This window comes from Kitasatospora nipponensis (assembly GCF_039528135.1).
GTDB lineage: Bacteria > Actinomycetota > Actinomycetes > Streptomycetales > Streptomycetaceae > Kitasatospora > Kitasatospora nipponensis.
On the sequence record NZ_BAAALF010000108.1, the window covers coordinates 1 to 19784 of the forward strand.

18 protein-coding genes are annotated in these 19784 nt (G+C 74.1%); 6 read left to right on the forward strand and 12 right to left on the reverse strand.

What is annotated here, in order from left to right:
• Positions 1-158 precede the first annotated feature (158 nt).
• The 7 genes from ABD323_RS25615 to ABD323_RS25645 form a co-directional block, all read right to left on the reverse strand.
• Positions 159-1130: a DUF4129 domain-containing protein gene (locus ABD323_RS25615; protein WP_344444307.1), complete on the reverse strand. Its 972-nt coding sequence runs from the start codon at positions 1128-1130 to the stop codon at positions 159-161.
• Between the two features lie 179 nt (positions 1131-1309).
• Positions 1310-2095 (reverse strand): ABC transporter ATP-binding protein, encoded by a 786-nt coding sequence (locus ABD323_RS25620; RefSeq protein WP_344444308.1) that lies wholly within the window; start codon positions 2093-2095, stop codon positions 1310-1312.
• 184 nt (positions 2096-2279) lie between these two features.
• Positions 2280-4418, reverse strand: a complete 2139-nt coding sequence (locus ABD323_RS25625) for a restriction endonuclease (protein ID WP_344444309.1) — start codon at positions 4416-4418, stop codon at positions 2280-2282.
• A gap of 93 nt (positions 4419-4511) precedes the next feature.
• Positions 4512-5099, reverse strand: coding sequence for an SMI1/KNR4 family protein (locus tag ABD323_RS25630; protein ID WP_344444310.1), 588 nt, complete (start codon positions 5097-5099; stop codon positions 4512-4514).
• Positions 5100-5229: 130 nt separating this feature from the next.
• The gene (locus ABD323_RS25635; protein WP_344444311.1) at positions 5230-5964 is read right to left on the reverse strand and encodes a succinate dehydrogenase/fumarate reductase iron-sulfur subunit; all 735 of its coding nucleotides are present in this window, start codon (positions 5962-5964) and stop codon (positions 5230-5232) included.
• Entirely contained in the window at positions 5961-7904 is a 1944-nt protein-coding gene (locus ABD323_RS25640) for a fumarate reductase/succinate dehydrogenase flavoprotein subunit (RefSeq protein WP_344444312.1), read from the reverse strand. The genes ABD323_RS25635 and ABD323_RS25640 overlap by 4 nt, the downstream gene beginning before the upstream one ends.
• The gene (locus ABD323_RS25645; RefSeq protein WP_344444313.1) at positions 7901-8608 is read right to left on the reverse strand and encodes a succinate dehydrogenase cytochrome b subunit; all 708 of its coding nucleotides are present in this window, start codon (positions 8606-8608) and stop codon (positions 7901-7903) included. Before ABD323_RS25645 ends, ABD323_RS25640 begins: the two co-directional genes overlap by 4 nt.
• 94 nt (positions 8609-8702) lie before the next feature.
• On the opposite strand from ABD323_RS25645, the gene ABD323_RS25650 reads away from it, so the two are divergent.
• Positions 8703-9632 (forward strand): LysR family transcriptional regulator, encoded by a 930-nt coding sequence (locus tag ABD323_RS25650; protein WP_344444314.1) that lies wholly within the window; start codon positions 8703-8705, stop codon positions 9630-9632.
• A 34-nt stretch (positions 9633-9666) separates the two neighbouring features.
• Here the strand turns inward: ABD323_RS25650 and ABD323_RS25655 are convergent, their stop codons facing one another.
• A complete protein-coding gene (locus ABD323_RS25655) occupies positions 9667-11481 on the reverse strand; it encodes a S53 family peptidase (protein ID WP_344444315.1) in 1815 nt (604 codons plus the stop codon).
• 202 nt (positions 11482-11683) lie between these two features.
• On the opposite strand from ABD323_RS25655, the gene ABD323_RS25660 reads away from it, so the two are divergent.
• Together ABD323_RS25660 and ABD323_RS25665 are read left to right on the forward strand one after the other, a co-directional pair.
• Positions 11684-12412, forward strand: coding sequence for a TetR/AcrR family transcriptional regulator (locus tag ABD323_RS25660; protein ID WP_344444316.1), 729 nt, complete (start codon positions 11684-11686; stop codon positions 12410-12412).
• 329 nt (positions 12413-12741) lie between these two features.
• Positions 12742-14460 (forward strand): hypothetical protein, encoded by a 1719-nt coding sequence (locus tag ABD323_RS25665; RefSeq protein WP_344444317.1) that lies wholly within the window; start codon positions 12742-12744, stop codon positions 14458-14460.
• 104 nt (positions 14461-14564) lie between these two features.
• Here ABD323_RS25665 and ABD323_RS25670 read toward each other — a convergent pair whose 3' ends face one another.
• Positions 14565-14957, reverse strand: coding sequence for an SCO5389 family protein (locus tag ABD323_RS25670; protein ID WP_344444318.1), 393 nt, complete (start codon positions 14955-14957; stop codon positions 14565-14567).
• Between the two features lie 170 nt (positions 14958-15127).
• A complete protein-coding gene (locus ABD323_RS25675) occupies positions 15128-15619 on the reverse strand; it encodes a MarR family winged helix-turn-helix transcriptional regulator (RefSeq protein ID WP_344444319.1) in 492 nt (163 codons plus the stop codon).
• Positions 15620-15759: 140 nt separating this feature from the next.
• Here ABD323_RS25675 and ABD323_RS25680 point away from each other — a divergent pair, with 140 nt between their 5' ends.
• Positions 15760-16173, forward strand: a complete 414-nt coding sequence (locus tag ABD323_RS25680; RefSeq protein WP_344444320.1) for an organic hydroperoxide resistance protein — start codon at positions 15760-15762, stop codon at positions 16171-16173.
• Between the two features lie 33 nt (positions 16174-16206).
• Here the strand turns inward: ABD323_RS25680 and ABD323_RS25685 are convergent, their stop codons facing one another.
• Positions 16207-18255: a transglycosylase domain-containing protein gene (locus ABD323_RS25685; protein WP_344444321.1), complete on the reverse strand. Its 2049-nt coding sequence runs from the start codon at positions 18253-18255 to the stop codon at positions 16207-16209.
• 112 nt (positions 18256-18367) lie between these two features.
• Between ABD323_RS25685 and ABD323_RS25690 the strand changes: the two genes are divergently transcribed.
• Positions 18368-18997, forward strand: coding sequence for a DedA family protein (locus tag ABD323_RS25690; RefSeq protein WP_344444322.1), 630 nt, complete (start codon positions 18368-18370; stop codon positions 18995-18997).
• Positions 18998-19079: 82 nt separating this feature from the next.
• Here ABD323_RS25690 and ABD323_RS25695 read toward each other — a convergent pair whose 3' ends face one another.
• The gene (locus tag ABD323_RS25695) at positions 19080-19268 is read right to left on the reverse strand and encodes a hypothetical protein (protein ID WP_344444323.1); all 189 of its coding nucleotides are present in this window, start codon (positions 19266-19268) and stop codon (positions 19080-19082) included.
• A gap of 158 nt (positions 19269-19426) precedes the next feature.
• Here ABD323_RS25695 and ABD323_RS25700 point away from each other — a divergent pair, with 158 nt between their 5' ends.
• Positions 19427-19777, forward strand: a complete 351-nt coding sequence (locus ABD323_RS25700; protein WP_344444324.1) for a hypothetical protein — start codon at positions 19427-19429, stop codon at positions 19775-19777.
• Positions 19778-19784: the final 7 nt, after the last annotated feature.

The window sequence follows — 19784 nt, forward strand, 5'->3', positions numbered from 1 at the left end:
CTCGGCGGGCCCCCGGGCCCCGGCGGGGCCCCGGGCCTCGCCCCGGGCCGTGGCGGCCCGGGCGGAGGCCAGGCCGCGCCCGACGCGTTGGTGCCTCGCGGCGGCCCGGGCGGTGAGGTTGGCGGAGTTGTACGAGGAGGGGAGCTTCTGGTCGGGCATCAGGTGTTCGCTTCCACCGGGGTGTCGAGCGGCGCGGCCGGGAGGTGGGCGGCGATGGCGTCCAGCGCGGCGCGGGCGCGCGCCAGATGGGTCTGGTCCATGGGGTGCCGGGAGAACCGGGCCTCGCGGAAGAGGGCGGTCAGGGCGCCCGCGTCCGAGGCCCGCACCACGCCGTCGGCCACCGCCCTCTCCAGCAGGTCGGTGGGGCTGTCGGCGATCTGCCGGGCGACGCCGGTGGCCGCCAGCGAGTCCTCCATCGCCACGTAGCAGGCGATCACCGCGGCGCGCGCGTCACTGCCGTGCAGGGCCCGCCGCGCCGAGTCGACCGCCCGGGCCAGGCCGGTGTCGGTGCCCGCCACCAGCCCGGCCCGGCGCGAGACCTGGACCCGGCCGAACGACACCCGGCGCAGCCGTCGCCATACCAGCAGCGCGGCGACCAGCACCACGACCGGCAGCGCGATCTCGAAGACCAGCACCACCAGGTGCAGCAGGCCGGTGTGCTGGGCGACGTGCGGTGGGTGCTGGCCGGCGCCCCCGTCGGTGGTCCTGTGCGGGATCACGGCCGCACCGCCGGCGTCGTCGTCGGCGCTCTTCTTGGCCGGTGGCTGGGAGGCCCGGTAGGCGAGCAGCAGGGCGACCGGTACGGCCAGCGCCAGGAACGGCAGCACCCGCAGCGCGGCGCCCCGCAACCGCTCGGCCCGCGGCGGCAGGTCCTCCAGCGTGCGGACGGCGGTGCGGTAGCGGCGGAAGATCCGGTCGACGAAGAGCATCCAGCCCAGGCAGAGCAGGATCACCGGGCCGAGCAGGTCGTTGAGCGGCGCGGCGCCGCCGGCCACCAGCCCGCCGGCCGGGTGCAGCACCAGGGCGGCGAAGGCGAGGCCGGCCACCGCCAGCGCGGCCAGTGCCGGGCGCACACCCGGGGCGCGGGGACCGGGGCCGGGACGGCTCGGCGGGTCCTGTGGTCTGGTCATGGTGCTCTGTCCCCCCGTACTGGTCCGCCCGAGGTGAGGACCGGGCAGATGGGCAGCTTGGCACAGGTGATCGGCGATTGTCAGCATCCGTAGGGCCGGTGGCGGGCCCGGTTGCCCGATCGGGCTACGGGGTCGGCGCGGTGGCCGGCGGCGGCGGGCGACGCCGGGCCGGTGGTGCGTCAGATGCTGCGCACGGCGGTGTTGCCGGCGGTGGGCCCGGGGGTGTCGAAGCGGCGCATCCGGTGCAGCACGGTGGCCGCGGTGGGCAGCGCGAGCTCGTCGACGATCCGGCCGTCGGCGAGGAAGACCACCCGGTCCGCGTAGCCGGCGGCGACCGGGTCGTGGGTCACCATCACCACGGTCTGGTTCAGTCGGCGCACCGAGTCGCGCAGGAAGGCCAGGATCTCCGCTCCCGAGCGGGAGTCCAGGTTCCCGGTGGGCTCGTCCGCGAGGACGATCGCCGGGCGGCCGGCCAACGCGCGGGCGCAGGCGACCCGTTGCTGCTGACCGCCGGAGAGCTGGTCGGGCCGGTGCGAGAGCCGGCCGGTGAGGCCGACCGTCTCCACCACCCGGCTCAGCCACTGCTGGTCGACGCGGCGGCCCGCGATGTCGACGGGCAGCGTGATGTTCTCCAGCGCGGTGAGCGTGGGCAGCAGGTTGAACGCCTGGAAGACGAAGCCGACCCGGTCGCGCCGCAGCCGGGTGAGCTCCCGGTCGGACAGGCCCACCAGTTCGGTGTCACCGAGCCGCACCGAGCCCGCGGTGGCGGTGTCCAGGCCGGCCAGACAGTGCAGCAGGGTCGACTTGCCGGAGCCCGAGGGGCCCATGATCGCCGTGAACTCGCCCGGCCGGAAGGACACGCTGACCCGGTCCAGGGCCACCACCCGGGTGTCGCCGGACCCGTAGACCTTGTAGAGGCCGGTGGCGCCGGCGACGGCTCGTACGGGGGCCATGGTCAGGGTCATGGGCGGGCTCCTGGGCGTGGGGTGCCGGTGGTCGCGGCGCCGGCCGCGGCGACGGGGATGCCCCGCTGCCCCCATCCTCGGGGCCGCCCGCGCCCGATCGGTCGCCCCCTCGAACGGTTGACCGCACCCCGGGGGAGGGGGCACCCCTCCTCCTCAGGTATGACGTCGGCCGCCAGGGACGACGTCAGCCGATCGCGACCCCGCGCCCGGTGGCCAGCCCGGCCAGCCCACCGGAGACCGGCCGCCCGGCACCCTCGAAGCGCCAGTCGCCGCCGGCGCCGGTGCGGCGGAACGAGCCGAGTTCCATCGCGCTGTCCGGGATCCCGCTGGTCGCGCCCGTCCAGCTGTCCAGCCCGGCCCCTGACGCGCCGTCGGTGACCTCCAGCGCCAGTCCGTGCAGGTAGCCCAGCGGCAGCGCCGGCCCGGGGTCCTCCTCGGTCGCCACCGCGAGCACCACCTGGTCAGCCGTGGTGCCGGCCAGCCGGGTCAGGTCCAGGGTCAGGGTGGCGCTGCGCAGCGGACCGTCGGCCGCGGTGCGGGCGGAGCCGAGGCGGACCGCGCCGGTGGGCTCGGCGGGGTTGTTGAAGAAGACGAAGTGCTCGTCGCTCAGCACCCGCCCGGCCGCGCAGACGAAGGCGCAGACGTCCAGCTCCACCCGGTCGCCGGCCACCGTCCGCGACTGCCAGTCGATCCGCACCCGCACGCTCGCGGGGGCGGGGGCAGGGGCGCTGTCGGTGACCTCCTCAGCGGCTCGGCCCGGCACCGGGCCCAGCCGGCCGCGCAGGCCCTGCTCGGCCAGCAGCTCGACCAGTTCGGGGCCGGTCACCAGGGAGAGCGGCTTGTTCTCGATGTACGAGTACGAGCCGCGCCCGAACCCGGCCGTGGTCACCAGGATGCCCTTGATCGCGCCGTGGTGGCGCACCGTGCTGTCCAGGTCCCGCACGGCGGTGGGCGAGACCGTCGAGCGGTACCGCTTGGCCTGGATCACGATCTTGCCGCCGGTCACCGGGTCCGGGTCGACCGCGACCACGTCCACGCCCTCGTCCCCGCTGCGGGCCGTCGTCTCCACCCGGTAGCCGCGGGCCCGGAAGAGGGCGGCGATCAGCTCCTCGAACTCGATGGGGTCCATCGTGAAGAGGTCCGGGTCCTCCTCGCCGCCCTGCCCGGCGACCGCGCTGCCCACCGCCTGCGGCAGCCGGTCCGCGCGGACCTCCTCCAGCCGCTCGGGGCGCGCGGAGAGCACCCCGCCCAGCCCCTGCAGGCACTCCACGGGCGCCACCCGCTCCAGCGCGATCGCGGTGAACGCCTCGCGGGCCGCCGTGACGGCCAGCAGCACCCGCTCGGCCTCCAGCCCGGTCGCCGGGTCCACGCCGCTGACGAACCCGCTCAGCGCCACCGACTCCAGCAGCCCCTGCGGGTCGGCCCGGAACAGCTCGTCCAGCACCCGCAGCGCGCTCTGCGCCAGCACCTCGCGGTAGAGCCGCTTGCGCTCGGCGGCCGGGCGGGCCACCGGGACGTCCCGGTCGTCCGCCTTCACGTAGCGCAGCCGGCTGTGCTCGGGCACCACCTGGAACTCCGGGAGCTGCCAACTGACGACCAGCTGACGGCGGTTGCCGTCCCAGGCCAGCTCCACCCGGCGCGGGAAGTCCTGCGGCCAGCCGTCCGAGCCGTACAGTACGGCGCTGAAGTACTCGTGCACGGCCTCGGCCTCGCCGCGGCCCAACCGGCGGGCGAGGTCCTCGGTGCGGGCGATCCGCTCGGCGTCCCGGCGCTGCTGGTCGGCGGCCCAGGCGCGGTATCCCTCGCGGTACTCGGCCAGCCGGCGCAGCCGCTCCTGCTCGACGGCCTGCGCCTGGTACCAGTCGTGCTCGAAACGCGCCCGGGCCTGCGCGACCTGCTCCTCGTGGTGGCGGCGCTGCATCATGCCGCTCGGCGGCGGCACCTGGTAGTAGGCCTGGTCCGGCATCGGGGTGGGGATCCCGAGCGCCCCGGCGTCGAAGCCGGGCAGCCGCACGGGCGCCAGCAGCGCCTGCAGGGTGAACGCCGGCTGCCCGCGCCCGACCCGCAACAGCCCCTGCAACTCGGCCACCTGCTCGTCCAGCAGCCCGCTCTGGCGGGCCACCTCGGCCTCCCGGTCCAGCTGGTAGGCGCGCAGCGCCTCGCGCTGCCCGCGCGCCGCGGCGAGCTGCGCGGCCCGCGCGTCACGCTCGCGCTGGCGCTGGGCGGCGGCCTGGGCTCTCTGCTGGGCCTCCCTGCGGCGCTGCTCCTGCCGCTGCGCCTCCGCCCAGATCGCCAGTACCCCGTCGCTCCGCCGCCGTGCCACGTCCACCCCTTCGCCACACCCGTGTCCTGCGCAGAACCTTAGACTCTGCGGCGGGTACGCCTGTGCGGATCGGGGCGGATCGGTCCGGGGCGGCTACGAGCAGGTCGAGGGGCAGCCGCCGGCCCAGGGATCGGTGCCGGCCCGGCGGTGGCGGTCGATCTCGCGCCAGGTCCGGAAGACCGGGGGGTGGTCGTCGAGCGGCAGGGCCATCAGCGCCGGCTCCAGCCGCCGTTGGAGGCTGCCGAGGACGAAGTCGGCCATCCCGCACGGGTACGGGGTCCAGACGCCGTGCCGGTCCAGCACCAGGACGGTCCAGCGCTCCGGGTCGGGGTCGCTGTTCTCCCAGAACGCCTGGCAGCCGCAGATGTCCAGCGCCCAGGGGATCCGCCCGCCCAGGTTCGCCGCCGGCTCGCCGTCCTGGGCCGGTTCGAGCAGGTAGTACGCGTCCTCGACCAGCCGGGCGAAGGTCAACGGGCCGAGCGGCTCGGCGGCGCCCGCCAGCGGCAGGGCGAGGTGGAAGAGGTTGTTGACGGACCCGGCGCCGTAGTGGTCGATGAACTCGCGGTAGTCGGCGGGCAGCGCGCCGCCCCACTGCTCGGCGGCCCGGTCCCAGTCGACGGCGTCACCGGCCCCCGGGTGCGGCGGCATGAGCTCGACGAGTCGGGCAACGGCTGGGTGCATCTGGGGGCCTTTCGCTCGATTCCTCTCCCCGGCACCCTAGGTCAACCCGCCCGCGTCGCGGCAGGGGGCGCCCCCGATTACTCCCCGCCCCCGGCCGCTCACCGACCCCGCCCCGGCATCCGCCTCCCCCTCACCGGCCGCCGCGCAGGAACTCCCGGTTCAGCAGCGAGATGCCGCTCAGCGGGATGCCCTTGGGGCAGGCCGTCGCGCACTCGCCGGTGTTGGTGCAGCCGCCGAACCCCTCGGCGTCCATCGCCCCGACCATCGCGCGGGCCCGGCGCCCGCGTTCGGGGGCGCCCTGCGGCAGGACGTTGAGGTGCACCACCTTCGCCGCCGTGAAGAGCATCGCCGAGCCGTTCGGGCAGGCCGCCACGCAGGCGCCGCAGCCGATGCACTCCGCGTGCTCGAAGGCGAGGTCGGCGCTCTCCTTGGGGACCGGGGTGGCGTGCGCGTCGGGGGCGCTGCCGGTGGGGGCGGTGATGTAGCCGCCGGAGCCGATGATCCGGTCGAGGGCGGAGCGGTCCACCACCAGGTCGCGGACCACCGGGAAGGCCGCCGCCCGCCAGGGCTCGACGTCGATGGTCTCGCCGTCGCGGAAGTGGCGCATGTGCAGCTGGCAGGTGGTGGTCCGTTCCGGGCCGTGCGCCTGGCCGTTGATCACCATGCCGCAGGCGCCGCAGATGCCCTCGCGGCAGTCGTGGTCGAAGGCGACCGGCACCTCGCCGCGCAGGATCAGCTCCTCGTTGAGGGTGTCCAGCATCTCCAGGAAGGACATGTCCGGGCTGATCCCGGTGACCTGGTAGGTGGTCAGCCCGCCGGGGGCCTCAGGGCCCGCCTGGCGCCAGATCCGCAGGGTGAGGTTCACGTGTAGCTCCGCTGGGTGGGGTGGACGTACTCGAACTCCAACTGCTCGCGGTGCAGCACCGGCGGGCCGCCGCCGGCGAACTCCCAGGCCGCCGCGTAGCTGAACTCCTCGTCCCGGCGGGCCGCCTCGCCCTCGGGGGTGCGGCTCTCGGTGCGGAAGTGGCCGCCGCAGGACTCCTCGCGGTGCAGCGCGTCCAGGCACATCAGTTCGGCGAGCTCGAAGTAGTCGACCAGCCGATTGGCCTTCTCCAGCGCCTGGTTGAGCTCGGCGCCGCCGCCCGGCACCTTGATCCGGCGCCAGAACTCGGCGCGCAGCTCGGGGATCCGCCCCAGCGCCTTGCGCAGTCCGGCCTCGGTGCGGGCCATCCCGCACTCGTTCCAGAGCAGGTCGCCCAGCTCCCGGTGGAAGGAGTCCGCGGTGCGGTCGCCGTCCACCGCCAGGATCCTCTCCAGGCGCTGCGTCACCTCGCCCACCACGCTGTCGAGTTCGGGATGGTCGGCGGGCACCGGATCGAGCGGGGTGCGGGCCAGGTAGTCGGCGAGGGTGGGCGGCAGCACGAAGTAGCCGTCGGCCAGACCCTGCATCAGGGCGCTGGCGCCCAGCCGGTTGGCGCCGTGGTCGGAGAAGTTGGCCTCGCCGATCGCGAACAGGCCCGGCACGGTGGTCTGCAGGTCGTAGTCGACCCACAGGCCGCCCATCGTGTAGTGGATCGCCGGGTAGATCCGCATCGGGACGCGGTACGGGTCCTCGGCGGTGATCCGCTGGTACATCTCGAAGAGGTTGCCGTACCTGGCCTCCACCGCGGCCCGCCCCAGCCGGGCGATCGCGTCGGCGAAGTCCAGGTAGACCCCCTGCCCGCCGGGACCCACCCCGCGCCCCTCGTCGCAGACGTTCTTGGCCGCCCGGGAGGCGATGTCGCGCGGGACCAGGTTGCCGAACGAGGGGTAGATCCGCTCCAGGTAGTAGTCCCGTTCGTGCTCGGGGATCTCGCTCGCGGGCCTGCTGTCACCGGCCAGTCGCGGCACCCAGATCCGGCCGTCGTTGCGCAGCGACTCGCTCATCAGGGTCAGCTTCGACTGGTGGTCGCCCGAGCGCGGGATGCAGGTGGGGTGGATCTGGGTGAAGCACGGGTTGGCGAAGTGGGCCCCGCGCCGGTGCGCGCGCCAGATCGCGGTGGCGTTGGAGTTCTTGGCGTTGGTGGACAGGTGGAAGACGTTGCCGTAGCCGCCGGTGGCCAGCACCACGGCGTCGGCCAGGTGCGTGCTCACCTCGCCGGTCACCAGGTCGCGGGCCACGATGCCGCGGGCCCGGCCGTCCACCACCAGCAGGTCGAGCATCTCGGTGCGGGCGTGCAACTCCACGTTCCCGGCGGCGATCTGGCGCGACAGCGCCTGGTAGGCGCCGAGCAGCAGCTGCTGCCCGGTCTGGCCGCGGGCGTAGAAGGTGCGCGAGACCTGGACGCCGCCGAAGGACCGGGTGTCCAGCAGCCCGCCGTACTCGCGGGCGAACGGCACGCCCTGGGCCACGCACTGGTCGATGATCTCCACCGAGACCTGCGCCAGGCGGTGCACGTTGGACTCCCGGGCGCGGAAGTCCCCGCCCTTGACGGTGTCGTAGAAGAGCCGGCGGATCGAGTCACCGTCGTTGCGGTAGTTCTTGGCCGCGTTGATGCCGCCCTGCGCGGCGATCGAGTGGGCCCGCCTGGGGGAGTCCTGGAAGCAGAACTGCACCACCCGGTAGCCCTGTTCGGCCAGCGTGGCGCCGGCCGCGCCGCCCGCCAGGCCGGTGCCCACCACGATCACCGTCCGCCCGCGCCGGTTGGCCGGGTTGACCAGCTTCGCCTCGAACCGCCGCTGGTCCCAGCGCCCTTCGATCGGCCCGCCGGGCGCCCGGGTGTCGGCGAGCGGCTCCCCGACGGTGTAGTCCAGGTAGGAGGTCATCGCACGACTCCCGTCATCACGGCGATCGGAACGGAGAGGAAACCGGCCGTCAGCAGCAGCGCCAGGCCGTTCGCGGTGAACTTCAACACCCGGTCGCGGCGCGGGTTGTTGAGGCCCAGGGTCTGTGCGGCGCTCCAGAAGCCGTGCCGCACGTGCAGGCCCAGCGCCAGCATCGCCAGGCAGTAGATCCCGCCGCCGTACCAGGTGGAGAAGGAGGCCACGATGTTCTGGTACGGATGGCCGGCCTCGGCCCGCGGGTTCACCGTCAGCGTGGTCAGGTCCAGGATGTGCCAGACGACGAACAGGGCCAGGATCACCCCGCCCCAGCGCATCGTGCGGGTCGCGTAGCTCGCGCGCCGCCGCCGGTGGCGGTAGCCGACCGGCCGGGCGGCCAGGTCGCGCCGGCTCAACTGGTAGGCGGCCACCGCGTGCACCAGCACCGCCGCCAGCAGCACCAGGCGGGCCAGCCAGAGGAACCACGCGTACCCGAGGAACGGCTGCCCGACGGTGCGCAGCCAGGCCGCGTAGCCGTTCAGCTCGCCGGCTCCCAGGAAGACCTTGAGGTTGCCGAGCATGTGCGCGACCAGGTACGCCAGCAGCACCAGCCCGCTGACCGCCATGGCCGCCTTCTTGCCGACGGTCGAGCTCCAGAGGGTCGCCACCGCGGACCGCGCTCGCCGGCCGCTCCCTGTCGTCAGTGCCATGCCGACCACGGTAGGAAGCGGGCCGGGCAGACGTCCAAGACATCTTCCGGCTCGCCACGATAGGCAGTGGCTATGGAGTGGCTACCCTGGAGGGATGCAGCTCCAGCAGCTCCGCTACTTCGCCGCCGTCGCCGAGACGCGCCACTTCACCCGGGCGGCCGACCGCGAGCGCGTCGCGCAGCCCTCGCTCTCCCAGCAGATCCGGTCACTGGAGAGGGAGTTGGGTGCGGAGCTGTTCCACCGCACGCGCGGCAACATCGCCTTGACCGATGCCGGCGAGGCCCTGCTGCCGCTGGCCCGACGGATCCTGGCCGACGCCGAGAGCGCCCGGCACGCGGTGCAGGAGACCGTGCAGCTGCGCCGCGGGCGGGTGCGGCTGGGCGCGCCGCCGAGCCTGTGCACCAGCCTGGTGCCCGACGTGCTGCGCGCCTACCGGCGACGCCACCCGGGCGTCGAGCTGCTGGTGCGCGAGGACGGCTCGCGCGACCTGGTGCGCGTGCTCGCGGCCGGCGAGCTCGACCTGGCGCTGATCATCACCCCGCAGAGCGGCGAGGCGCCGGCGCCGGGCCTGGCGGTCACCGAACTGCTGCACGAGGACCTGGTGCTGGTCTCGGCCCGGCCCACCCGCCGGGGCCGGGCCGAGGTCGCGGACCTGCGCGAGCGGCCGCTGGTGATGTTCCGCGAGGGCTACGACGTCCGCGAGGCGACGCTGGCCGCCTGCCGGGCGGCGGGCTTCGAGCCGCGGTTCGCGGTGGAGGGCGGCGAGATGGACGCGGTGCTGGGCTTCGTCCGGGCCGGGCTGGGCCCGGCGGTGCTGCCGGGCATGGTCGCGGCCCGCAGCGGCCTGGCCGTCACCCCGTTCGCCGATCCGGCGCTGGGCCGGACCATCGCGGTGGCGCACGGCGCCGAGCTGCCGCTGAGCCGGGCCGCGGCGGCCCTGCGCGAGGTGCTGCTGGAGGAGCTCCGGGATGCCGAGCGGACGGGCTCCCTGCCACCGGGAACCCGTCTGCTGACCGGGAGGTGAGTGGTCCTCGCGGCGCCCGCCGCGCGGGCCCCGCTCAGACCTTCGCCGGCCGCCGCTTGGCGTGGCCGTGGCCGTGCACCGGTGCCGGCGTCGGCGTCGGTGCCGCGACCGCCGCCGGTGCGACCGGGTTCGCGGGTGCGGGCGCGCCGAGTGCCGCCAGCGCGTCCAGCAGGGCCTGGCCGCCGGGGCTGCCGAAGCCGGTGCAGGCGTCCCAGTGCTTGCCGGCGAAGTAGGCGCCGTTGTCGCCCTCGGTGATGTCCCGCAGGGTCCCGCTGGGGATCCTGGTGTAGAGCAGCGGGTTGAGGAACCCCACCGGTGCGCCGAGCGCCTGGTTGATCCGCGCCAGCAGCGCCGCCCACTGCGGGGCCGCCGCGCTGGTGCCGCCGACCACGGGGAAGTCGTGGCCGTCCACGCTGGGGATCAGCACGCAGGTGTTCGGGTCGGCCACCGCGGAGACGTCCGGCACGCCGCGGCCGATGGCGTGCGGCGGGTTGAACGAGGGCGGGATGCCGGCGTTCGTCTGCCAGGGCGGCAGCGGGAACCAGCGGCTGATGCCGCCGCCGGTGGCGTCGCGCTGCTGGTGCCCGTTCCAGACTGTCTCGATGATGGTGTCCGGCGGCTGCACCACCAGCCGGGTGCCGCCCACGCCCAGCACGTGCGGGCTGGAGGCGGGGAAGTCGGCGTGCGCGCGGTGGTCGGCGACCTGGTCGGCCGAGCCGTCGTCGCCCGAGGCGCAGCAGATGCTGATGTCGCGCAGGGCGGCCTGGGCGAAGAGCCCGTCGATCACCTTGAGCGCCGCCCGGCTGTAGGCCGAGCCGACCCCGTGGTCGGGTTCGGGCTCGTTGTTGCCGTAACTGCAGGAGATCACCGACGGATGGTTCACGGTGTCCTGCACGATGGCGTTCATCATGTTCACCCAGCCCTGCTCGGTGAACTCGGAGAAGTAGACGACGATCTTCGCCTTCGGGGCGAGCGCGCCGACCACCGACAGGTCGAGCATGATCTCGCCGGTGCTGTCGCCGCGTTCGTCGGCGGCCCGGTCGTCGCCGCCGGGGTCGTTGCCGGGCCCCTGCGCGACCACGTTGCTGATCTGCGGGGCGGCGATGCCCAGACCCTGTTCGAAGTAGGTCTTCAGGACGTCCAGCCGGTAGCCGCCGGAGTGGAAGCCGGGCGGGGTCATGTTGTTGAAGGCCATGACGGCGATGGTCTGGCCACTGCCGTCGGTGCCGGCCGGGTAGGAGTAGATCGCGTCCAGGTCGGTCGGCAGGAAGGCGCCGTCGGGTAGCTCGCCGCGCAGGCCGGCCGCGTCGGCCGGGCGGACCGCGTCGGCGGATCCACGGCTCAGCAGGCTGGTGCCCAGCGGGCGGTTGTCCAGTCCGAAGACGCCGGTGACGATGCCGTCGAGCTCGGCCGGCACGTGCACCGCGCCCTCGCGGCCGCGGTAGGTGCGCCACTGCTGGTGCGCGTCCTGGAAGCGGTAGCGGGCCAGGGTGACCTGGAACGCGTCGGCCATCTGGGCGGCGGTGCCGGCCAGCTGCACCCGGCGCGCGACGGGGTCGGCGTCGGCGACCTGTAGACCGTGCTGGTCGGCGAAGCGCCGCACGGCGTCGAGGTCGGCGTCGGCGACCCGGTCGGCCGTGGCCAGCGCCTCGCGCCCCAGCGGGCGGCGCAGCGTCGGCGGGACCATGGCCCGTTCGAGGACGCTCGGTGGCGGGGAGGTGTTCGGGTCGCTGCGGAGGTAGACGCTCACGGTCATCGACTCGGTGGGATCGGCGGGCCCGAGGACCTTGGCCCCGGGGCGCTTCACCCGGTCACTGTCCGGGAGCGTGACGTAACTGCTGTGCGACATGGGAGTCACCAGCTTTCGGCCTGTGCGGCCAGGGAGAACGTTCGGGAGAACCGCGGAGCGGCGACCGTGCGTGCCGATCGGGCTGTACAGCACACACGTCGCGCGTACGCGTACGTCGGACATGTACTTTGTATACTTAGCTTCTCCCCGGGAAACGGGGGAGTCAAGGGGGGACTGGCAGGTCGCGCCGAGGAGGCCGGGCATGGGTGGAAGCGGGAGAGCCGGTGACGGTCCCGAGCCGGCGGCCGGCCGGGCCAGGCTCAGCCGCCCGCGGGTGCTGGCCGCCGCGATCGCGCTGGTGGACCGCCAGGGGCTGGCCGCGCTGACGATGCGCCGGCTGGCCACGGACCTGGGGGTCGAGCCGATGGCGCTCTACCGCTACGCCTCGGGCAAGGAGGCGCTGCTGGACGGCACGGTGGAGGTCTTCTACGCCGAGGTGCTGGACGTGCTGGCCGCCGAGGACCGGGCGGCCGCGGAGAGCGCGCAGGGCACGGAGGGTGCGGAGGACTGGCGGGCCGCGCTGCACCGGGTCGCCCGTTCGTTCTGCGCGGTCGCCGACGCCCACCCGGAACTCTTCGCCCTGGTCGTCACCCGCCCGCTGACCGTCCCCCTCGCCCGGCGCCCCGCGCCGATGCTGCGGCTCAACGAGCACCTGCTGGAGGTGATCGGGCGGGCCGGCCACGACGACCGCACCACCCTGCGGATGTACCGGGCGCTGGTCGGCTGGGTGCTGGGCTACCTGCTGGTGGAGCGGCGCGTGGTGGTCGACAACCCGGACGAGCCGGACCCGCTGCTGCGGCTGGGCCTGCACCGGCTGGCCGCCGCCGACTACCCCCGCCTGCGGGCGCTGGTCCCGCTCTTCGCCGACCACGACGCGCCCGGCGAGCTGGCCGCCGGCCTGGACACCCTCCTCGACGGCTTCCCCGGCTGAACCGGCCTTCCCCGGCGGCGCCGTGACGGGCTGGCGCGCGAGGTGCCCGCGGCGGTGCGGGTGCGCTCCATCGGCTGACCGCACGTCAGTTCGCCCTGGTCGCGGCCCGGTCGGCCGACGGGCCCGACCGGGGTGCGGCAGCCGCGCGGGGGTGTGTCACGGCGGCGTCGGGACCGCAGCGCGCGGCACAGTGGCCTACAGGGTGGTCGGTGCGTGCAAGGCTCGAACGCCCACCCGTATTCTGACCTACCAGCACGGCCACCCGGGCCGTCCCCCCGCCCCGCCCGCCGCTCCAGCCACGAACCGGACATGCCATGACAGTGCTCCCCGTGCAGAACGCTGAAGTACCGCCGCAGGACCGGTCCGCCGGTTCCGCCGCAGACCCCGCGACCCCGAACCTCCGCGAGGACCTGCTCCGGTACGCCGACCTGGGCGGCTTCACGCTGGCCGCCGACACCCACGCCTGGTACGCCGCCGCCGGCGCGGTCACCGGGCCCGAGGAGGCGCGCGCCGCCTCCACCGTCCTCGCCGAGGTGCGTGGTGGCGACCTGGCGGGCGTGCGGGAGGCCGCCGGCCGGCTCGCCGCCGAGGCGGCCCTGCGCGAGCCGGTCACCCTCGCCGAGGTCACCACCCTGGTCGGTCTGTTGCGCCGGGTGCGGGAGACCGCGACCACCCTGCGCTCGGGCGCCTACGAGGCCGACCTCGACGCCCTCGCCGCCGCCACGGCCAACGGCAGCTGGCGCCGCGAGCGCGGCCTCAAGCTCTCCTGGGGCCGCCGCCGCAGCCTGCGGGCCGAGGCCCGCCGACTCGCCGTCGCCGCCCGGCCGCGCCGTGACGCGCTGCACGTGGCGCTGGTCGCCGCGGCCGCCGAGCGCGAGGAGTGGCAGGCGCTCGCCCCGGCCGCGGGCAGCGGGGCCCGCCCGGTGGACGCCGAACTCCTGGAGCTCACCGGCCAGTGCACCGCGATGCTGGCCGCCGCGCTGGGCGAGCTGGGTCGGCTGCTGGCGCCGCTCGACCTCACCGCGCTCGACTTCGACGAGCTGACGGAGCTGGTCGAGCGGCTGGCCGACGACGAGGGCACCCTCTACCGGCTGCCCGAACTCCGCGCCCTGCGCGCCACCCTGGAGGCCGGCGGCCTGACCGACCTGCTCGCCGAACTCGCCGCCGCCGGCGCCGACCGCAACGCGGCCGAGGCCGCGTACCTGTGGGCGGCGGAGGACCGGCGGCACGCCGAGGACGCCGAGGGTGCCGGGGACGCCGCTGAGGCCCGGGAGGTGGAGGCGGCTGCTGAGGACGAGGCTGAGGCCGTAGTTGAGCAGATCATCATCCCGGCCCAGTCCGTGGACTCCGACGCCGCCGTCGCCGAGCCGGAGGCGGTGCAGGAGCCGGAGGTCGAGGTTGCGGCTGTCGCCGAGCCGGTAGTTGAGGCGGAGCCCGAGGTCGAGGTCGTCGCCGAGGTCGAGGTCGAGGCTGTCGCCGAGCCGGTCGTCGAGGCGGAGCCCGAGGTCGAGGTTGCGGTCGAGGTCGAGGCGGCCGTCGAGCCCGAGCCGGTCGTCGAGCCCGAGGTCGAGGTCGTCGCCGAGGTCGAGCCCGAGGTCGTCGTCGAACCGGTGGTGGAGCCGGTCGCCGAGGTCGAGGTCGTCGTCGAGCCCGTCGTCGAGGCGGAGCCCGAGGTCGTGGCCGAGGCAGTCGCCGAGCCCGAGGTCGAGGTCGAGCCCGTCGTCCCCGTCGTCGAGGCGGAGCCCGAGGTCGAGGCCGTCGTCGAGCCCGAGCCCGTCGTCCCCGTCGTCGAGGAGACCCCCGCCCCCGTGGCGCGGGTGCGGCGGCCGCGGCGGCCGGAGGTCACGGCGGGGCGTCCGATCACCGCCTACAGCGCCGAGGAGCTGCTCGCCCTGGTCCGCTGGATCGACAGCGACTTCGTGCAGCGCACCGACGACGAGCTCCTGCGCGCCACCATGAAGGAGCTCGGGTTCGCCCGGCTCGGCCCCCGCATCAAGGAGGCCCTGGGCGCCGCCGTCGCGGCCGCCCGCCCCGGCACCACCGCCTGACCCACCCCCGCCCCACCCGCAGCACGCAGCACGGGCCCCGCAGGCCGCCTCACCGGCCGCCTGCGGGGCCCGTCCGCGTCCCCGTGCCGTTCCCGGGCGCGCGCTCAGCAGCTCCGCAGTTCCGGGACCTGGTTGAGCAGTTGCGAGCGGGTCGAGGTGAACGCCCGGTGCTCCTCGCTCCGCTCCCCGCCCAGCGGGAAGACCGCGACCCGGTGGCAGTTCATGAACGCCAGGCGGACCCCGAAGTGCCGCTCCAGGTTGCCCCGGATCGCGTCGCTGGCCAGGGCCCGCAGCAGCTGTCCGCGCTCGGCGTCCGACGGCGGCGGCACGTTGCTGTCGGCGAACGGGCCGCCGTTCTCGGCCAGTTCGGCGACGAGGTCGGCCACCGTCCGGTAGGCGTAGGGGAGCGAGGTGCGCACCGTGTCGGCGAAGTCGGCGTCGTCGACCTCACCGGCCTCGGCCCGGGCGAGCAGGGCGGGGGAGACGTCGAGGGACATGAGGGGCTCCGTTCGGTCGGCCTGCGACTTGATGGAAATGAAAGCCATTTCCATCAAGAGGATGCTCGACCACCCGGGAACCCGTGTCAAGCGACACTCCGGCGAGCCCGGACGGGCCTGCGGCAGGGTGGCGGTGGATGTGGCGGTGGGCGTGGTGGCGGCGGTGGCCCTCAGGCGCAGGTCGCCGGTCCGCCGTCGAGGGCGGCGGCGCCGGTGGCACCGTCGAGGGCGGCGGTCAGCCGGTCGACGCGGCGGCGCAGGTCGCCGATGTCCTCGGCGCCCAGGCCGGTGGCGGCGGCGATCCGGCCCGGGATCAGCAGGGCCTGCTCGCGCAGGGTGACGCCGGCGGCGGTGAGGTGGACGACCACCGAGCGCTCGTCCGCGGCGCTGCGTTCGCGGCGCACCAGGTCGGCGGCCTCCAGCCGCTTGAGCAGGGGGGAGAGGGTGCCGGAGTCCAGGCGCAGGTGCTCGCCGATCCGCTTGACCGGCAGCTCGCCGTGCTCCCAGAGGACGAGCATCACCAGGTACTGCGGGTAGGTGAGCCCGAGGTCCTTGAGCAGGTCCCGGTAGAGGCCGTTGAAGGCGCGTGAGGCCGCGTGCAGGGCGAAGCAGACCTGGTTGTCCAGGCGGAGGTACTCGTCTTCGGGCAGGCCGACGCTCATGTGGTCAGCGTAACATCTAGTTGTCGACGATTTAGTTGTGCCCAACTCAATTGTGTGATGTCATTCTGGTGTCGGAAGCGGTCGCAGCACAGCCGCTCCGGCCACCGACGTGATGCCCGACCCGACCCGAGGAGCCCGCCATGACCGCCCTGTACACTGCCGTCGCCACCGCCACCCACGGCCGCGAGGGGCGTGCCGTGAGCTCCGACGGCAAGCTCGACGTCCAGCTGGCACTGCCGAAGGTGCTCGGCGGCAACGGCGAGGGCACCAACCCCGAGCAGCTCTTCGCCGGCGGCTACGCGGCCTGCTTCGCCAGCGCCCTGGGCCTGGTCGGCCGCGCCGCCAAGGTCGACACCAGCGAGGTCGCGGTGACCGCCGAGGTGGCCCTGGACAAGGACGAGACCAGCTTCGCGCTCTCCGTGGTGCTCCGGGTCGAGCTGCCCGACGCGCTGCAGGGCGACCTGGGCCGCACGCTGGTCGAGCAGGCCCACCAGGTCTGCCCGTACTCCAAGGCCACCCGCGGCAACGTCCCGGTCGAGCTGGTCATCGAGTAGCACCCGGGCGGTACCCGTCCGCACGACGACGGGTCAGTTCAGCGGTACGTCCGCGAGCTGCCCCGGCGCGGTGCCCTTGAGCGCGCCCGACATGGCGTCGCGCCAGATCGGGCCGGCCAGCGTGCCGCCGAAGGCCTGGTCGACGACCTTGCCGCCGATCCGCTGGCCGTCCAGCGAGGTGGGGGCGTCGGTGTCGCTGACCACGGTGGCGCCGGCCAGCTCGGGGGTGTAGCCGACGAACCAGACCTGCTTGCCGGAGTTGGTGGTACCCGTCTTGCCGGCGCTGTCGCGGTCGGTCAGGCCGGCCGGGCTGCCGGTGCCGTCCTGCACCACGCCCTTGAGCATGGTGGTGACCTGGTCGGCGGTCTGGGTGGACATCACCTGGCTGCAGGTGGCCCGCGGCACGCTCAGCGTCTTGCCGTCCGCGTTGGTCACCGAGGTGATCGCGGTGGGCGTGCAGGAGACGCCGTGCGCGGCGAAGGTGGCGTACACGCTCGCCATCTCCAGCGGGGTGAGGTTGTTGCTGCCCAGCGCCATCGACGGCACGACGGCGAGCTTGTCGCCGTTCGCCTGCTGCTCGATGCCGAGCTTGTTGGTCATCTGGGCCACGTTGCACAGGCCGGTGTCGGCCTCCAGCGAGGCGAAGTAGGTGTTCACCGACTGCGCCATCGCCGGCGCCATGGTGAACGGGCCGACCAGCGACTTGGCGTCGTTGTGCACCTCGTCCCTGGTGGAGGTCCGCGCGCCGCTGCAGTCCTTCATCGCGGGCCAGTTCATGCTGTACGGCGAGGCGTAGGACTGCGAGGGCGTGATGCCGTTCTCCAGGGCCGCCGCCGCCACGATCGGTTTGAAGGTCGAGCCGGTCTGGAAGCCCAGGCCGCCGCCCATCGACTTGCCGACGTTCAGGTTGATCTGGGTCTGGTTGGCGTTCACGCCGTAGGGGCGGCTCTGGCCCATGGCGAGGATCCTGCCGGTGCCGGGCTGCACCACGCTCATCGCGGTCGCCGCCTTGTCGCCGGCGTAGACGTGGCTGGTCACCGAGGACTGCAGCGCGGCCTGCGCCTTGGGGTCCAGGGTGGTGTGGATCTGCAGGCCGCCGCGCTTCCAGAGCGCCGCCCGCTCGGCGGTGCTGGTGCCGAAGGCCGGGTCCTGGAGCACCTCCTGCTTCACGTAGTCGCAGAAGAAGCCCGCGCCCTGCTGCGCCGTGATGCACCCCTGGTGCGGCAGGGTCACGTTGAGCGTCACCGGGGAGGCGATCGCCTCGTCGGCCTGCGCCTGGGTGATGGTGCCGTACTGCGCCATCTTCTTCAGGACGGTGTCGCGGCGGTCCTTGGCGGCCTTGGGGTTGGCGATCGGGTCGTAGCCCGACGGCGACTGGACCAGTCCGGCCAGCAGTGCGGCCTGCGGCAGCGTGAGGTCCTTGGCGTGCGCGCTGAAGTACCGCTGGGAGGCCGCCTCGATCCCGTACGCCTGCTCACCGAAGAAGGTGATGTTCAGGTAGTTGGTCAGGATCTGGTCCTTGCTGAGCGTCTCCTCCACCTTGATCGCGTACTTCATCTCCTTGACCTTGCGGCCCACGGTCTGCGCCTGGGCCGCCTGGACCGCGGCCGGGTCGTCGCCGGCCTCGTCCACGAAGACGTTCTTCACGTACTGCTGGGTGAGGGTGGAGGCGCCCTGCGAGACCCCGCCGCTGGTGGCGTTCTTGTTGATCGCCCGCAGCACGCCCTTCATGTCGATGGCGCCGTGCTGGTAGAAGCGGTTGTCCTCGATGTCCACCAGGGCGGACTTCATCAGCGGGGATATCTGGTCGCTGGGGACCACCGTGCGGTCGCGGTCGTAGACCGTGGCGATCAGCCCGCCGTCCGCGTCGTAGATGCTGGAGGCCTGCGAGAGCGGCGGCGCGGTGAAGTCGTCCGGCAGGCTGTTGAAGTCCTCGACTGCGCCCTTGGCGCCCAGCCCGAGCCCGCCGACGGCGGGCAGGGCGATGCCCGCGGTGAGGACGCCGGCCGCCGCGCTGACGCCGAGGAACTTGGCGGTGAGCCTGGCTTTGTGGACGAACGATCCCGAGTGCGACGAAGACATGCCGAAGAGCCTATGCAGACAAGATGAGTAAATCGGGCCAAAAGCTGCGCGTTCTCTGTCACAGGCCTGCGACAATGTGCGTCTACGGATCACTCAACCGGGGGCGCTGCCGATGACCGCCGCCACGCCGGAGCTGCCCGGCCCGCTGGCCGCGCTGGCTCCGTACCTGGACCACTACGGCTACCTGGCGGTGGGGGTGCTGGTGCTGCTGGACAACGCCGCGCTGCCCGTCCCCGGGCAGACCGTGCTGATCCTGGCCGCGGTCTTCGCCGGGGCCGGCCGGCTCGACCTGGCCGCCGTGGTGGCCGTCGCGCTGGTGGCTGCGGTGGCCGGCGACTGCCTGGGCTACCTGCTGGGCCGCTCCGGTGGCCGGGCGATGGTGCAGCGCTACGGCCGCTACGTCTGGCTGACCGAGGAGCGGCTGCACCGCGGCGAGGAGTTCTTCGCGCGCTACGGCGGCCGGGTGGTGGTTATCGCCCGGTTCATCGACGGGCTGCGCCAGACCAACGGCATCATCGCCGGCACCACCGAGATGCCCTGGCGCCGCTTCCTGCCCTGCAACGTGCTCGGCGCGGTCCTCTGGGTGGGCGTCTGGAGCGCGGTGGGGTACCTGGCGGGCAGCAACATCGACGAGGTCTACCGGCAGGCCCTGCGCTTCCAGCTCTACCTGCTGATCGCGGTGGGCGTGCTGGCGGTGCTGCTGGCCGTGCGGCACCTGGTGCGCCGCCGGCGCGAGCGCTGACCGGCCCCTGGACACGGCGCGGCGCCGCCACCGGGATTCCGGCGCCGCGCGTCGCTCGCTCCCCCCGACGGATCCGCGGGCGTCAGGGCAGGACGCGCTCGACGGCGGCGGCGCCGTCCCGCTCCAGTGCCTCGCGGGCCTTCTCGATCAGGGCCGGCGTCGGGTCCTGCCCCGAGGCCATCACCAGGTCCTCGGGGTCGACCGGGTGCTCGGCCCCGGTGTGCAGCAGGTGGTCGGGGGTGGGCGACTCTCCAGCGATGGATTCGGACATGGAATGCCTCCGTGGCTCGGGGGGCGGTCGGCCGGATGGCCCTGCTCTCACGAGTGTGGAGCCGAAGCGGCGGCCCGCGCACCTGGGGCGGCGCCGCGGTTCGCCGGATTGGCCGTCCGGGAGGGCCACCGCCGGCCGTCCGTGCTTAACCTGCGGTCATGACCAGCCACGATGTGACGTCCCGGGTCGGGACCCGTTCCCGGGAGCAGGTTGAGAGCGCGCTCGCGCGCCTGGAGTACATCGGCGACACCCCCTTCGAGCCCTCGCACTCGCACCGCGGCTCGCTGGACGGCTACCGCTGGGCGTTGGGCCGCAGTCCGCTCGCCCCGGTGACCGTCAGCCAGGCCAGCGGCCCCGAGGGGCCCTGTCCGGCGCAGCTCGCCGCCGAACAGCAGGCCGCCCAGGTCCGGGAGCTGGACCTGCGGCTGGAGGACGAGCAGCGGGACTACGCCCGCGGCGTGCGCGACGCGCTGGCCTGGGTCGCGGGCCGCAGCGACGTCCAGCCGTAGCGCCCGG

Bases quoted from the DNA above. Each gene is read 5' to 3' on its own strand.
- ABD323_RS25675 (WP_344444319.1), bottom strand. From the start codon at position 15,619: ATGAGCGTCGGCCTGCCCGAAGACGAGTACCTCCGCCTGGACAACCAG.
- ABD323_RS25670 (WP_344444318.1), bottom strand. From the start codon at position 14,957: ATGTCCCTCGACGTCTCCCCCGCCCTGCTCGCCCGGGCCGAGGCCGGT.
- ABD323_RS25655 (WP_344444315.1), bottom strand. From the start codon at position 11,481: ATGTCGCACAGCAGTTACGTCACGCTCCCGGACAGTGACCGGGTGAAG.
- ABD323_RS25630 (WP_344444310.1), bottom strand. From the start codon at position 5,099: ATGCACCCAGCCGTTGCCCGACTCGTCGAGCTCATGCCGCCGCACCCG.
- ABD323_RS25690 (WP_344444322.1), top strand. From the start codon at position 18,368: ATGACCGCCGCCACGCCGGAGCTGCCCGGCCCGCTGGCCGCGCTGGCT.
- ABD323_RS25685 (WP_344444321.1), bottom strand. From the start codon at position 18,255: ATGTCTTCGTCGCACTCGGGATCGTTCGTCCACAAAGCCAGGCTCACC.
- ABD323_RS25700 (WP_344444324.1), top strand. From the start codon at position 19,427: ATGACCAGCCACGATGTGACGTCCCGGGTCGGGACCCGTTCCCGGGAG.
- ABD323_RS25650 (WP_344444314.1), top strand. From the start codon at position 8,703: ATGCAGCTCCAGCAGCTCCGCTACTTCGCCGCCGTCGCCGAGACGCGC.
- ABD323_RS25615 (WP_344444307.1), bottom strand. From the start codon at position 1,130: ATGACCAGACCACAGGACCCGCCGAGCCGTCCCGGCCCCGGTCCCCGC.
- ABD323_RS25640 (WP_344444312.1), bottom strand. From the start codon at position 7,904: ATGACCTCCTACCTGGACTACACCGTCGGGGAGCCGCTCGCCGACACC.
- ABD323_RS25645 (WP_344444313.1), bottom strand. From the start codon at position 8,608: ATGGCACTGACGACAGGGAGCGGCCGGCGAGCGCGGTCCGCGGTGGCG.
- ABD323_RS25660 (WP_344444316.1), top strand. From the start codon at position 11,684: ATGGGTGGAAGCGGGAGAGCCGGTGACGGTCCCGAGCCGGCGGCCGGC.
- ABD323_RS25695 (WP_344444323.1), bottom strand. From the start codon at position 19,268: ATGTCCGAATCCATCGCTGGAGAGTCGCCCACCCCCGACCACCTGCTG.
- ABD323_RS25620 (WP_344444308.1), bottom strand. From the start codon at position 2,095: ATGACCCTGACCATGGCCCCCGTACGAGCCGTCGCCGGCGCCACCGGC.
- ABD323_RS25680 (WP_344444320.1), top strand. From the start codon at position 15,760: ATGACCGCCCTGTACACTGCCGTCGCCACCGCCACCCACGGCCGCGAG.